Below are 13,139 nucleotides of genomic sequence, written 5' to 3' on the forward strand. Positions count from 1 at the left end.
CCGCTCATGTGTGGCTCCGCTCGCGGGCACGGGTCATCGAGTTCCGTCTCCGGGCCGCGGAGCATGACGAAGGCGCCCCCGTCTTCCGGCGGGGGCGCCTGGCATGTCACTACTTCTTAGGGCAGTTCACGGTGTAGGAGATCTCCTTCACCGGCTTGTTGTGGTTGAGCACCTCGAAGCGGGCGATGCCACTGGTGGCCGTCGGATACACGCCGCCCGAGATCTTGGTCGTCCCAGCGGAGAAGGCTCTCTTGCCCGAATAGCCGGTGCGTCCGTTCACCGTCCAGGTGTACTCCACCTCTCCCGCGCGGCTCAGGGTCAGTGTGACGTCCAGCCCGACTCTCGGCATGGTGCAGGTGGGGTCGGGGTAGTCGACGTTGTGGCCGATCTTGTCGATGGTCACGGTCACGTCCTGCGGCTCGGTCAGGCAGTTGAGCACGAACGTCCGCTCGACGGGCTCGGAAGAGCCGCCTTCGGCCATGAGGCCGAGGGTGTGAGTACCGTTCTGCTGGTCGGTCAGCGAGAACCTGGCAGGCACGTAGCGGGAACGGTAATTGTCGCTGGCGGCGAAGTCGATCTGCTCCTTCTGCCATGGCGAACCGTCCAGGATCCACCAGTAGGTGACGGTGGTGGCCGCCCCCGCGGGCAGTCGGATGTCGCCCCAGCCGTTGTACTCGACAGGAACCGTGCAGTTGCCCTCGTAGTCACCGGGGAACAGGTCGGGGATGGTGACCACGGGCTTCGGCGCCGACGGGCCCGTCGGGCTGGGAGTGGGAGTGGTCTGTGTGGGGCTGGGAGTGGGGGTGGGCGTGCCGGTGCAGGTCACCTGGTAGGCGGCACGGCCCGAATCGTGTCCGTGTGTCACCCGGATGGCCTTCCAGCCACCGGTGGAGCTGCCCACGCTGAGCGGCAGGGTGACCTGCCTGAGGCGGGGGCCTCCGGCGGGGAAGTCGAGATACTCGACGGGGCCGTCGCCCTGGGAGCTGTCGACCCACCGGTAGGCCACGCGGGCCGGGAGCCTGGACACCTGGATGGTGCCGGTGAAGCGCACGGCCGTGGGGCAGGCGCCGCTGTAGGACGGCGGCGTGACGTCCACGTCCGCGGCGGCGACGAGCGGCCTGGTGGGATGGGCCGGAAGCGGGTGGGCGACGTCGTACACCTTGACCGGGCCCGCGCAGTTGACGGTGAAGTGCGCCTTGCGCGACAGCTTCTTGTCACCGAGGATCTCGACGGCCTGCCAGCCCTTCACGGACGCCTCGAAGGTCTGCCTGTCGCGGACGATGACTTTCCGGTTGCCGCTGACCTTGAAGCTCTTGATCGCTCCCTTGCTGCCGTCACCGCGCACCCAGCGATAGCGAACGGTGCCCTTGCCCTTGGCGGACACGGTCGCGGAGAAACCGACGGTGGTGGGGCACGCGCCGGACTGCTTGGCGGGAGAGGCGCCGACCTTGGCGACCGCTACCTTGACGGCGGGCGCCGCGGCGGGCGCCGCGGCGGCCGGGGGAGTGACCAGCAGCCCACTGAGCAAGAGGGTACCCAGCAGTAATGCTGTCCTCTTCATGAGATTACGCCTTTCCAATGGCTTCTTAGTAGGAAGGGCGCAAGGTATCCATGGTCACTGAGATCCCACTGGTATCTGGCTTGCATCGGAGGTTTCCCCAGGGTGCCGGCGTGGGCCAGGTGGCCAGTCATGTTTGGCGAGGGGACTGCCGGGCCTGCCCGGCAGGTGAATCGCCTCCCTGTTGTGAAGCGGTCAGGGCTTGGCCGTCGCCTCACTCGGCCGAGAGAGGCGAGAAGCCGTTCCCCTCGGGGAGCGAAGGAGTCACGTACCTGTCTCCGAGCAGGATGTGAAGCCTCCCGGCGGTGTCTCGCGCCGGTCATGGGACGGCGTTGTCGTACGCGGTCGTTGCGCGTCACCTTCGGGTACTCGACCGCGATACCCCGGAGGCGCGGTCCGGGGCACCTTTCCCTGCCCGGTCAGACGGCGCTCTCACCGAGCCAGACCAGGTCGGAGCCCAGCCGACGCGCGGCCCGGTGGGCGTTCGTCCAGCGGCCGAACCCATAGCCGTTCCTGGTGACGGTCGCCGCCGTCCCATCCGGCAGCGCCAGCCCGTACGCCACCACCTCCGGCGAACCCCGCCCGTCCCTTTCGTCGTCCTCGTCGAACTCCTGGACCAGGGCGAACATGCGCGGGAGATCGTCGGTCGGCACGCGCGTACTCGGGTACGTACTCTCCGGGCCCGTGGTCTGTGGGCGACGCTCGTCGAAGTCCGGGTCATGGCGGACGGGTGGCTGGTCGGAACCAGCGTGGTGCTCCATGTTGGTACTCCCTTCCGGTGCTGAACCTGAGTGGAGATCTGCCGGACGGCTCCGCTCCACGCTGATCCCTTTGCGTATTTGACCAAACGCGTAACGTGACCACCGGTAGCTCGGTAGCGTGACATCTAATTCACAGTGACGCAAGCTTGCTTGACGAGCTTGTTGAGATTGTCCTGATTTACCCCACATTGAATCGGCAATGCGGGTGGCGCGAGCTCGGAGGAGACGACGATGGGCGCGAAACGAGGACCGACACTGCGGGCGCAGTGGCTCGGCAAATACCTCAAGGAGTTCCGCGAGTCGGCCAAGCTGACGCTCAGGCAGGCCGGTGACTACCTGCAGCGCGACGCCGCGACCATCAGCAGGCTGGAGGCCGGCATCATCCCGGCAAGGGTGTCCGATGTGTTCGCACTGCTCAATCTGTACGGCATCGGCGACGAGAAGATCCGCGACGGGCTGGAGCGGCTCAGTCGCGACATCTGGCGCAGGGGCTGGTGGGACGACGGTTATGCCGCCGATTCCCTTGGTGTGATGTTCGACCATGCCTGGCTTGAAAACCGTGCGGAGGGGATCCGCTGCTATACGGCGATGGTCGTCCCCGGGCTCCTCCAAATTCGGGACTACGCTCAAGCGGTCATTACGGCGAGCGGTATGGATACTCCCGGCGAGCAGATCGAGCGCTGGGTGGAGTTCCGAATGGACCGCCAGCGCGTGCTTGACGGCGAATCATCTCCGCACCTGGAGATCGTTCTTGATGAGGCTGTGCTGCACCGCATGACCGGCGGCCCGAAGGTGATGTGCGCTCAATTGGAGCACCTGTCCGAGGTCATGACCGGGTCAAACGTGACCATCCGGGTCCTGCCGTTCGCCGCCGGGGCGCACGCCAGTCCGGAGGGTGCCTTCATGATCTTTGACATGCCGGAGCCCTACTCTGACGTGACCTGTGTAGAGACTCGGGGAGGTGCTGTCTACACCGAAGCAGAGGGTGTAGAGAACTTCGCGCAAGCGTACGATTCCCTACGTAGCACCGCGCTCACCCCGGATGAGTCCGCGACCGTCATCCGCTCCGCGATCGGTCGTGCTAAACGCGCGAAAGGGAGGAGTACGTGATGATCAGCCCCGAGGAACTGGCGGGCGTCGCCTGGCACATCAGCACCCGGAGCCCTGACGGTGGTGGGCAGTGCGTCGAGGCCGGTCCGCTGGCCGACGGCAGTGGACGTGTCGCCGTACGGCACAGCCGTCGCCCCGATGCCGAGGTGATCGTCTATACCCGCGCCGAGTGGCAGGCATTCGTCGACGGCGTCAAGAACGGCGAATTCGACTTCCCCGCCAGGTAAAAGGGCACGGCCTCCGGCGAACGTTCACGACCGTGCGTCGGCCGTCCTGGTCGTCAGTGGCGACGCCGCCCCTACCGGACGCGTGGACGAGACGGTCGTTCAGTAACCGCGACTCTCGGCCGCTTGGCGGATCTTCGCTCCACCGTACTGACCGCGCGGGATGCATCCGGGACACGGACAGGGGAACCTGCCGTGGGCGTTGGGCATGTATCTCCAGCCGGTCACCTGGTTCATGCCGCGAACGCGGTGGACCTCCTTGGCGGTGATCGCCCGTGGGATGAAGACCTCGTAACCTCGGGCGTCCTCGCATCCGGCGATCAGGGCCGCGGCCTCGGCGCTGGGAAGCTGCTCGTGTTCCTCTGAGAAGTAACCCACGAACACCGGCTCGTCATCGGGTACCCGAAAGTCGACGGCCACCATCATGGTGCGTTGGCCACCGCGTTTCAGTTCGCGAACCCACTGGTGAGTGAGCTGGTAGGAGGGGAGGATTGGCAGGCAGAACACTCCCGGCAGGCCGTCATGGTTTCGGCTCTGCGCGCGGATGCCGGCCCGCCGCACCGAACGGACCTTCTTGGCCGCGGTGAGATGTACGAAAAGGGTCATCAGCCGTGCCATCCGGGGGGTGACATCTCGCCTGCCAAAAGCACCTCTTCCAGGAAGGTCAACGAGAGCGTGGTCAGCAGCGTAGCCCGGCAGCTGAAAATGACAAACAGCTTTTCCGCCGCTCACCCTCGGCGACGCAGGAGGAACGGGCCCTATGAGAGTGAGCCTCTCGCATGAAACGGAGACCTGTCGGTGGCTTGCGCTGGGGATATTTCAGGAAACCCTTGTGCTGCTCGACCGGGAACTGGGAGTTCTGCCGGGCCCGGAAATGGGCAGGACGCACACTCGAATTCTGCGGTCCGATCCATTCCTGATGTCCGTCGATGCCATACTGGAATGTCTGGGTGAAGTCCGCTCTGGGGTCGCACATCGGTAAATCTTTTTATACCGGGTCCGGCCTGGCCGGACGGCGTCCAGTGCCCCTGCCGAGACCTGCGGTTTCACCGGAGCGTCGGATGGCCATTCGGCCGGAGACGTCTGGTTGAAAGACGAACGGACAGCTTTCTTTCGATGCCCCCGGCCGGATGGACGTCGGCCAGGACGGCCGTCAGCCCGCAGCGAGATTATTGCGGAGACCAACGCGGACGAAGGGCCGCTCTGTAACCCGCTTAGCGGTCGTGGCGAAGAGGTTTCCTTCCTGTGAGACTATTCAACGATATCTCCGTAGGCTGGATATAGGCGGTTCGTGTGTCGGAACTTGATCCATTGCGATCCGGAGAACCTGTACGTATCGGCTCTTACCGTCTGATCGCACGGCTCGGCGAGGGCGGGCAGGGCGTCGTCTATCTGGGAGAGACCGGGGACGCCACACGGGTGGCGATCAAGGTCCTGCATGCCCGCCTCGTCGACGACCCCAGTGCGCGGCGGCGCTTCCTGCGGGAGGTGGAGGCGGCGATGAAGGTGGCTCCTTTCTGTACCGCGCGGGTGTTGGAGGCCGCGCTCACCGCGGATCAGCCGTATGTGGTCAGTGAATACATCGATGGGGAGCCACTGAATCGTCTCGTCCAATCTCGGGGGCCACTTGGCGCAGATGATCTCAGACGGCTGGCGGTTGGTACGGCCGCCGCCCTCCTGGCCATCCATCGGGTGGGAATCGTGCACCGGGATTTCAAACCCAGCAACGTGATCATCGGTTCGGATGGTCCCCGGGTGGTGGACTTCGGTATCGCCCGCGCGCTGGATATGACCACAACGACGTCGAGCGTGCTGGGCACCCCCCCGTACATGTCTCCCGAACAGTTCGGCGAGGGAGAGGTGGACACACCATCAGACGTGTTCAGCTGGGGGAGCACGATGGTGTACGCCGCCACCGGGTCTCCGCCCTTCGGCCACGGGCATCTGGCGGTGATGTTCAACCGGATCACCAAGGGCAGGCCAGAGCTGGACGGTGTGCCCGCTGAGCTGCACGACCTCCTTGTCTCCTGTCTGGACAAACGTCCGGGAAAGAGGCCCACGGCCCGTTCCCTGCTCGAGGCCCTTACCCGGCTTGGCGGGTCCGAGACCGATATGGGATCGGTCGTCCTGGCGCGTGGCGAACAGCACCCGGAGTCTCGGCGGAGGAGCGGCCGCGCGTTGAAAGTCGGCGTCAGCGTGGGCGCCGGTCTGGCCGTCATGGCCACCGTGCTCGGTCTCACGGTGCTATGGGACGGCGGCACCGAGGATTCCGCCACTCCGAATGACGGCTCCGGTCAGACGATCAACGCGGTGGCCGTGGCGGGATCGACCGTGGTCGCAGCCGGCGGCGGCCCCGCCAGACCTGATCCGCTGTTCCTGTACTCCGACGACGGTGGCGGGCGATGGTCCTACGGAGAGGTCTCCAATCCGTCGCAGAGGGGGAGGTCCGTCAACCAGGTAGCGGGGGTTCCTGGGCGCTGGCTCGCCGTGGGGCCGGGGCCGGCCGGTGCGGTTCCGAACATGTGGACCTCGGCCGACGGCCGGACATGGGCGGAGGCAGATCCGGGGAGTGCCTTCCAAAGGGGAGACGTGATCAATGACGTGGCGGTGACCGGCTCCGGATTCGTGGCCGTGGGCAGTACACAGCCGGGGAAAAATCCAAGGGCATGGCATTCTGCGGACGGCCGTGTCTGGAACCGGACGGAGGCCGCCTCGCCTGGAAAAGTGGGCGAGTTCCGGACAGTGGTGACACGGGAGGACGTCGTCGTGGCTCTGGCGGACGGCCTCGGGGAGGCGACCACAGTGATCGTGCGTTCCAATGACGGCGGCCGGAGCTGGCTGCGCACCGGCGCCGCGCTCCCCGGCGTGCGGCCGGAAACGGCTGCACTCGCCACAACCGATGAGGGTCTGCTTCTCGTCTCAACTCAGCGGGCGGGGACGGGCGAGGCTCGGGTCTTCTGCTCGGAGGCGGGAGCCAACTGGGTGCGCTGCGGAGTCATCAAGGGGCTCGGCCCACAGGGGGTGTACGGTGTCGTCTCCGCTCCGGGAGGTGCGATCGCGATCGCGCCGACGAAGGAACAGCAGTACGCCCTCTATCGCAGCGCGAACGGAAAGTCGTGGTCCAAGAGTGATGATCTCGGTCGTATTCCCGGGACGCTGTCGAGCCTCGCCGTCACCGAAGCTGGAACTGTGGTCGCGGGCGGCGGCGAGCGAACCCAGGAAGGCGTCGACCGAGCCGTGCTCGTGACCGCTCTGTCAGGTGGTGACGCCCGGCGGATCCCTTTGCAAGACATCGCCGATGTCGCCCGATCCGCTGAGCCGTCGAAAAAGGCCAACCAGTAGGGCCTGGCCGGCTTCGGACGCGACGGCGTGTCGGCCCCTTGAAGACGAGGCGGAAGAGACACAGAACTCCAGATGGGACGGATCACGTCCAACCGCCGCCCCACTCAAGGCCCTGCCGCCGGGCGACTCACCGGGCCGACCGCCACCTGATCAGGCCTTAATAATCCTGCTTGCCGGATTTGAACCTCCAGTAGGGGGAGATGCGAAGGTAAGGCGCATGGACGGGGACATGCTCTACTCGATCGGTGACCTGGCCCGGCGGACCGGGCTGAGCGTCAAGACCATCCGGTTCTACTCCGATCGCGGGATCGTGCCGCCCACCGACCGCAGCCCAACCGGCCACCGCCTCTACGGCATCGACGCCGTTGCCCGCCTGGACCTTGTAAGAACGCTGCGCGACCTGGGTCTGGACCTGCTCACGATCGGCAAGGTTGTGGACCAGGAGGTGCCTGGCTCAGGTCGTCGCAGCGCACGCCGAAGCCCTGGACGTGCAGATCCGCACGCTGCACCTGCGCCGCGCGGTGCTGACGGCGGTGGCCCGGCGCGGCTCGACTTTGGAGGAGATGGATCTGATGCACAAGCTGGCCAAGCTGTCGGAACACGAGCGCCGGACGCTGATCGACGACTTTTTCGACACAGTCTTCGGCGGCCTGGACGTCGACCACGCTTTCGCCGGAATCAGGCGCTCGATGACCCCTGAGCTGCCCGACAACCCCGAGCCCGAGCAGGTCGAGGCGTGGGTGGAGCTGGCGGACCTGTTCCAGGACCTGGGCTTTCGCACGAGCATGCGCCACATGGCCGAAGATCATGCGGCCGAACGCGGGCAGGGCGCAGACACCGTCGTGCGGCGCGATCTTGCTGCGATCGTGCGCGACCAGGTCGCTCCCGCAGCGGCCGACGGCATGGACCCGGCCTCGGGTGAGGCCGCTCACCTCCTCGCGGCCCTCACGGCCCGCTACGCAGACCTGATTGACCACCCCGACAACCTTGAGCTCCGGCACTTGATGCTGACCCGGCTGAAGCGCATGAACGACCCTCGCCGGGAGCGGTATCTCACGCTGCTCGCGGCGATCAACGGCCGGCCCGCCCCGGAGATGGTGACACCGGCGCTGGAGTGGTGCCTGCGCACCATGCGGGCCCAGGAGCGCCGATAGTGACCGAGATGGGGGTGGTCTTGCAAGTGGCCGCGACGTAGTCGGCTCCCGCCCTCGTGCTCCGCCCTTGGCGCGAGACGGATGCCGCCGGGCTGGTGGTGGCGTGGCGGGATCCGGCCCTGCGTCGCTGGTCGAACGCTCCGGTGGACGACGTCGACTTCGTGTCAGGGGTCGTCCATTGCGAAAGGCCGTCGAGCGTGCCCTCAATGGCAGGACGGTCGACGGCCTTTCGCAGGAGGCCTGAGTGCCCTGTGTGTGCCCTGGCGGCTCAACCGCCTTGTTTACGCAGGTCAGAAGCTCAGGGGCTCAGACGTCGTAGTAGAGCTCGAACTCGTGCGGGTGCGGGCGCAGCCGGATCGGGTCGATCTCGTTCTCCCGCTTGTAGGAGATCCAGGTCTCGATCAGGTCCGGCGTGAACACGCCGCCCTCCAGCAGGTACTCGTGGTCGGCCTCCAGGGCCGCGAGCACGTCCGTCAGCGAGCCGGGGACCTGCGGGATGTTGCGGGCCTCCTCGGGGGGAAGCTCGTAGAGGTCCTTGTCGACCGGCTCGACCGGCTCGATCTTGTTGCGGATGCCGTCGATGCCGGCCATCAGCTGGGCGGCGAAGGCGAAGTACGGGTTGCACGACGGGTCCGGGACGCGGAACTCGATGCGCTTGGCCTTCGGGTTGGAGCCCGTGATCGGGATGCGGATGCACGCCGAGCGGTTGCGCTGGGAGTAGACCAGGTTCACCGGGGCCTCGTAGCCGGGCACCAGGCGGTGGTAGGAGTTGACCGTCGGGTTGGTGAAGGCCAGCAGTGACGGAGCGTGCTTGAGCAGTCCGCCGATGTAGTAGCGGGCGGTGTCGGACAGACCCGCGTAGCCGACCTCGTCGTAGAAGAGCGGCGCGCCGTCCTTCCAGAGCGACTGGTGGCAGTGCATGCCGGAGCCGTTGTCACCGAAGATCGGCTTGGGCATGAAGGTGACCGTGTGGCCGTGCTCCAGGGCCGTGCTCTTGACGATGTACTTGTACAGCATCAGGGTGTCGGCGGCCTTGAGCAGCGTGTTGAACCGGAAGTCGATCTCCGCCTGGCCGGCCGTGCCCACCTCGTGGTGCTGCATCTCGACGTCGATGCCCGCGTCGATGAGGCGGCGCACCATCTCCGAGCGCAGGTCGGTGAAGTGGTCCATCGGCGGGACCGGGAAGTAGCCGCCCTTGAAGCGCGGCTTGTAACCGAGGTTGCCGCCGTCCTGGGCCTTGCCGCTGTTCCAGGCACCCTCGATCGAGTCGATGTAGTAGTAACTCGCGTGCGCGTTGGTCTCGAACCGCACGTCGTCGAAGATGTAGAACTCGGCCTCGGGGCCGAAGTAGACCGTGTCGGCGATGCCGGTGCCCTTGAGATACTCCTCCGCCTTGCGGGCGACGTTGCGCGGGTCGCGGCTGTAGGCCTCGCCCGTCAGCGGGTCGTGCACGAAGAAGTTGATGTTGAGCGTCTTGTGCTGGCGGAACGGGTCGAGCACGGCCGTGGACGGGTCGGGCAGCAGCAGCATGTCCGACTCGTGGATGGCCTGGAAACCGCGGATCGACGAGCCGTCGAACATGAGACCGTCGGTGAAGACGCCGGCTCCGAAGTTCTCCGAAGGGAACGTGAAGTGGTGCGTCGTCCCCGGCAGGTCGGTGAACCTGACATCGACGAACTGCACCCCCTCGTCCTTGATGAACTTCAGGACGTCGTCGGCGGAGTTGAACACGCGAACCTCCCATGGGGCACGGGCTATCAGGGCGAAAGTATGCCTGCGCCGTTACCGCCCCGTGTCTCGTCTGTTTCACTCGTGTTAAGCGGAAGTCGCCTTCACGCTAGTTCTCCTGCCCCGTCTGAACGGGTATATCGGGCCTTCCTTTGCCTGGTTTTGCTGGATTTTCACGTGTCGGACTTCAGCGCTCTGCAGCCCTCCGGCGTCTCCTCCTCAAGCGAGTAGGGATCCACGGCCGGGCCGTCGACCTTCAGTTTCCGGTCGGGAGGGGAGTCCGGATAGAACGGATGGACGAAGCCGTCATCGATGTCACACCGTGCCGGAGCGGTCCCCCCGCCGTTCCACTGACCGACCCAGAAGCGCAGTCGGCCGCCCTCCCGCCACACGTCCAGCCTGCCGGTGTTGTGCGCGACGAGCCTGATCAGGGTGTCCGGCCGGCCCGGCCGCTGGATCGCGTACACGAACAGGTAGTTGACCTTGATCCGAACGCCGCCGAGTCCGTTCTCCTCGAAGGTCGTCAGCCGGGTTCTGCCATGGACCTTGAAGGTCTCGCTGACCAGTTCGGCGCTCTTCGGAGCCAGGCTGGTCACCCACCTCCGGCTTTCGTACCCGCCCTTCCTGCCGGGGCGCCTGAGGTCCTTGACGAACGGCGTGCGCTGCTCGGGGTCCAGCAACCGGATCAGCGCGTTCGGCCTGCCGCCCAGCAGCACCTTCCGGTCCAGGTTCGAGGCCGTCAGGAGTTTTCTCGCGTGCCGCAGTGCCGCGGACACCTCCTTACGGCTCAGCCCGCCGATCGCCCTGGCTTCCGGCATGACCAGCCCCTTGGCGCCGTTGGCGTACTTCTGGGCGGGTGAGCCGTCGAAGGGGGAGACCTTCGCCGACTCCACCGGGGTCGGCTCGGCGCTCCGCCCGGCCGTCGGCTCGGTGGACGGGTCGATGCCGAAGTCCGCGAGGACGGCGGCGCGGACCTGTTCGACGGTCTCGGGCCGGTAGACGACGAATCCCCCGGCCGCCGCCACCAGGACGGCCACCGCGACCGCGGCCCACCGCCGCCTGCGGCGACGCCTGAGGCGGGGCTGCCGCGCCCACTCCTGTTCGGCGATCCTGGTCATCCGCTTGCGTTCCCGCACGCTGATCTGAGCCGTGAGCGTCTCGAACCGCTCGTCGATGTCGTCGTTGTCAGGCACGGGGGCTCCGGGGGGAATGTGCTGGTTGAGATGCCGACACATATGATCTATGGTTTTCGCCCTGTCTCGCCAGCCGGTCCGGGCGAGTACGGGGGCGGTGCCCGGGGCGGCTACCGTTGGGGCATGAGCAGCAAGCAGCCGCGTTGGACCCAGACCTGGCTCGGCGGCGTCAGGTCGGCCGGAGTCGACCTCGGTTCTCCGGGGGAGCGGCTCGGGCTGCCCGCGGAGGGCAGCGGCTCGGTGGCCGGATTCGGCCGCAGACTCGGCGCCATCGTGGTCGACTGGCTGATCTGCACCTGGGCCATCACCCAGGGGCTCCTGCGGATCGACCCCACTCATGCGGCCTGGGTCCCGATCCTGGTCCTGGCCGCCGAATACCTCCTGCTGGTGGGCACCATGGGGATGACCTTCGGGATGCGGCTGTTCGGCATCAGGGTCGCCGCGCTCGGCGGCGGCCGCCCCGGGTTCCTCTCCGTGCTGACCCGGACCGTCCTGCTCTGCCTGGCCCTGCCCGCCCTCATCTGGGACCGTGACCAGCGGGGCCTGCACGACCGCGCGGCGAACACCGTGGTCGTACGCCTCTGAGGCGTCCCCGCGCCCGCAGCCGATTCCTTTTCCCTCCGGCGGACGTCACAACGGCGGGCGGCCGCGCCGGGCGGTCCGCCGCGAGGGAGGAACGACTTCGTGATCAAGGAAGAGGCGGGTCCGGAGGAGAGCGCGGTCCTGGCCGCCGCGCTGGCGGGTGACGAGCCGGCGTTCGGCACGCTCGTCGAGCGGTACCGGCGGGAGCTGCGGGTGCACTGCTACCGGATGCTCGGCTCCTTCGAGGAGTCGGAGGACCTGGTGCAGGAGACGTTCCTGCGCGCCTGGCGCAGGCGGGAGAGCTTCCAGGGGCGCTCGACCTTCAGGGCCTGGCTGTACCGGATCGCGACCAACGCCTGCCTGGACTTCCTCGACCGCCACCCGCGCCGCCCACGCCCGCGTGAAGCGCCGGTGCTGGCCACCTCCGGCGTCCCCTCGCCGGCACCGACCGAGGTCTTCTGGTTGCGTCCGTACCCGGACCGGCTCCTGGAGCCGCCCGCCCCCGCCGGCGCCGAGCCGGACGCCGAGGTGGTCGCCAAGGAGACGATCGAGCTGGCGTTCCTGGTCGCCATCCAGCACCTGCCTCCCCGGCAGCGGGTGGTGCTGATTCTGCGCGACGTGCTCGGCTGGTCGGCGCAGGAGGCCGCCGCGCTGCTGGAGGTGAGCGTCGCGGCGGTGAAGAGCGCCCTGCAGCGGGCCCGGTCGACGATGCGGGAGCACCTGCCCGCACAGCGGATGGAGTGGGCGCCCTCCTCGGATCCGACCGGGGAGGAACGCGCGGCGCTGCGACGCTACATGGACGCCGTCGAGCAGGCGGATCCCGAGGTCCTGGCCGGGGTGCTGCGCGCGGACGCCTGGCAGGCGATGCCGCCGGCCCCGATCTGGATCCTGGGTGGGGAGGCGATCGTCGAGGCGTGGCGCCCGGCGATGATCGGTCCCGAGGCGTGGGGTGACTGGCGCGTCCTGCCCACCCGCGCCAACCGGCAACCCGCCGCGGCGGCCTACCTCAGGCGTCCGGGCGAGTCCGGGTACCAGGGTTCGTGGCTCGGCGTGCTGCGGGTCGAGGACGAGCTGGTGACCCAGATCACCACCTTCGGCGCCGAGATCTTCCCGGCGTTCGGCCTCCCCACGGCGCTGTGACGGGCATCGGCGAGGACCCCGGGCGGTTCGGGCCGTCGTTCCGGATACGGACGGTCGTCGTCGAGCCCGGCGGCTCGCTGGACCGGGCCGGAGCCGAATGGCGGGACGCGATCGTCCTGCTTGAGCGCGGACGGATCGAGCTCGTCTGCTCCGACGGTGATCGCCTGGCCTTCCGGTGCGGCGACGTGCTGTGGCTGGACGGGCTGCCGGTGCGAGCCCTGCACAATCCGGGGCGGGAACCCGCCGTCCTGCTCGCGATCTCACGCAGGCCCGGGCGCCGCTGAGTCCCTGGCTTCCGAGAACCAAACCCCCGGGGCGATTCCTTTTGCGGCCCCCGGCCGTCGTAA

Annotated in this window: 12 protein-coding genes and 1 pseudogene; 8 read left to right on the forward strand and 5 right to left on the reverse strand. The window is 67.4% G+C overall.

Annotated features, from left to right (window positions below; translation table 11 throughout):
• Positions 1-109 precede the first annotated feature (109 nt).
• Complete coding sequence (locus tag ACQP0P_RS15425) at positions 110-1,561, reverse strand: hypothetical protein (protein WP_433376729.1); 1,452 nt, start codon at positions 1,559-1,561, stop codon at positions 110-112.
• 416 nt (positions 1,562-1,977) lie between these two features.
• Positions 1,978-2,319, reverse strand: a complete 342-nt coding sequence (locus ACQP0P_RS15430) for a hypothetical protein (protein WP_433376732.1) — start codon at positions 2,317-2,319, stop codon at positions 1,978-1,980.
• 231 nt (positions 2,320-2,550) lie between these two features.
• Here ACQP0P_RS15430 and ACQP0P_RS15435 point away from each other — a divergent pair, with 231 nt between their 5' ends.
• Both ACQP0P_RS15435 and ACQP0P_RS15440 read left to right on the forward strand, forming a co-directional pair.
• Entirely contained in the window at positions 2,551-3,429 is an 879-nt protein-coding gene (locus ACQP0P_RS15435; RefSeq protein ID WP_433376735.1) for a helix-turn-helix domain-containing protein, read from the forward strand.
• Positions 3,429-3,656 (forward strand): DUF397 domain-containing protein, encoded by a 228-nt coding sequence (locus ACQP0P_RS15440; RefSeq protein WP_433376738.1) that lies wholly within the window; start codon positions 3,429-3,431, stop codon positions 3,654-3,656. Before ACQP0P_RS15435 ends, ACQP0P_RS15440 begins: the two co-directional genes overlap by 1 nt.
• Positions 3,657-3,755: 99 nt before the next feature.
• Here the strand turns inward: ACQP0P_RS15440 and ACQP0P_RS15445 are convergent, their stop codons facing one another.
• The gene (locus ACQP0P_RS15445; RefSeq protein WP_433376740.1) at positions 3,756-4,259 is read right to left on the reverse strand and encodes a hypothetical protein; all 504 of its coding nucleotides are present in this window, start codon (positions 4,257-4,259) and stop codon (positions 3,756-3,758) included.
• A gap of 705 nt (positions 4,260-4,964) precedes the next feature.
• Between ACQP0P_RS15445 and ACQP0P_RS15450 the strand changes: the two genes are divergently transcribed.
• From ACQP0P_RS15450 to ACQP0P_RS15460, 3 genes and pseudogenes are all read left to right on the forward strand, one after another.
• On the forward strand, positions 4,965-6,995 hold the full coding sequence (locus tag ACQP0P_RS15450) for a protein kinase domain-containing protein (protein ID WP_433376743.1): 2,031 nt from the start codon (positions 4,965-4,967) through the stop codon (positions 6,993-6,995).
• 229 nt (positions 6,996-7,224) lie between these two features.
• Positions 7,225-7,377, forward strand: a pseudogene (locus tag ACQP0P_RS15455) (MerR family DNA-binding transcriptional regulator); the annotation flags it as partial.
• 49 nt (positions 7,378-7,426) lie between these two features.
• Positions 7,427-8,149: a MerR family transcriptional regulator gene (locus ACQP0P_RS15460; protein ID WP_433382552.1), complete on the forward strand. Its 723-nt coding sequence runs from the start codon at positions 7,427-7,429 to the stop codon at positions 8,147-8,149.
• 306 nt (positions 8,150-8,455) lie between these two features.
• On the opposite strand, the gene glnA is transcribed toward ACQP0P_RS15460, so the two are convergent.
• Together glnA and ACQP0P_RS15470 are read right to left on the reverse strand one after the other, a co-directional pair.
• Positions 8,456-9,880: a type I glutamate--ammonia ligase gene (gene glnA, locus ACQP0P_RS15465; RefSeq protein WP_350927894.1), complete on the reverse strand. Its 1,425-nt coding sequence runs from the start codon at positions 9,878-9,880 to the stop codon at positions 8,456-8,458.
• 170 nt (positions 9,881-10,050) lie between these two features.
• Entirely contained in the window at positions 10,051-11,070 is a 1,020-nt protein-coding gene (locus tag ACQP0P_RS15470) for a hypothetical protein (RefSeq protein ID WP_433376746.1), read from the reverse strand.
• Positions 11,071-11,193: 123 nt separating this feature from the next.
• Between ACQP0P_RS15470 and ACQP0P_RS15475 the strand changes: the two genes are divergently transcribed.
• The 3 genes from ACQP0P_RS15475 to ACQP0P_RS15485 all read left to right on the forward strand — a co-directional run bounded on the left by ACQP0P_RS15475 (position 11,194) and on the right by ACQP0P_RS15485 (position 13,076).
• Complete coding sequence (locus ACQP0P_RS15475) at positions 11,194-11,655, forward strand: RDD family protein (RefSeq protein ID WP_433376748.1); 462 nt, start codon at positions 11,194-11,196, stop codon at positions 11,653-11,655.
• A 99-nt stretch (positions 11,656-11,754) separates the two neighbouring features.
• Positions 11,755-12,792 carry an RNA polymerase subunit sigma-70 gene (locus ACQP0P_RS15480; RefSeq protein WP_433376751.1) on the forward strand — a complete coding sequence of 346 codons (1,038 nt, stop codon included), beginning with the start codon at positions 11,755-11,757 and terminating at the stop codon, positions 12,790-12,792.
• Entirely contained in the window at positions 12,789-13,076 is a 288-nt protein-coding gene (locus tag ACQP0P_RS15485) for a hypothetical protein (protein WP_433376753.1), read from the forward strand. Before ACQP0P_RS15480 ends, ACQP0P_RS15485 begins: the two co-directional genes overlap by 4 nt.
• The last annotated feature ends 63 nt before the right edge of the window (positions 13,077-13,139 follow it).

The sequence above is a fragment of the Streptosporangium sp. CA-115845 genome (genome assembly GCF_050943795.1).
Lineage (GTDB): Bacteria > Actinomycetota > Actinomycetes > Streptosporangiales > Streptosporangiaceae > Streptosporangium.

Excerpts from the sequence above, each read along its gene's own strand:
- ACQP0P_RS15425 (WP_433376729.1), bottom strand. The coding sequence starts at position 1,561 with ATGAAGAGGACAGCATTACTGCTGGGTACCCTCTTGCTCAGTGGGCTG.
- ACQP0P_RS15430 (WP_433376732.1), bottom strand. The coding sequence starts at position 2,319 with ATGGAGCACCACGCTGGTTCCGACCAGCCACCCGTCCGCCATGACCCG.
- ACQP0P_RS15435 (WP_433376735.1), top strand. The coding sequence starts at position 2,551 with ATGGGCGCGAAACGAGGACCGACACTGCGGGCGCAGTGGCTCGGCAAA.
- ACQP0P_RS15440 (WP_433376738.1), top strand. The coding sequence starts at position 3,429 with ATGATCAGCCCCGAGGAACTGGCGGGCGTCGCCTGGCACATCAGCACC.
- ACQP0P_RS15445 (WP_433376740.1), bottom strand. The coding sequence starts at position 4,259 with ATGACCCTTTTCGTACATCTCACCGCGGCCAAGAAGGTCCGTTCGGTG.
- ACQP0P_RS15475 (WP_433376748.1), top strand. The coding sequence starts at position 11,194 with ATGAGCAGCAAGCAGCCGCGTTGGACCCAGACCTGGCTCGGCGGCGTC.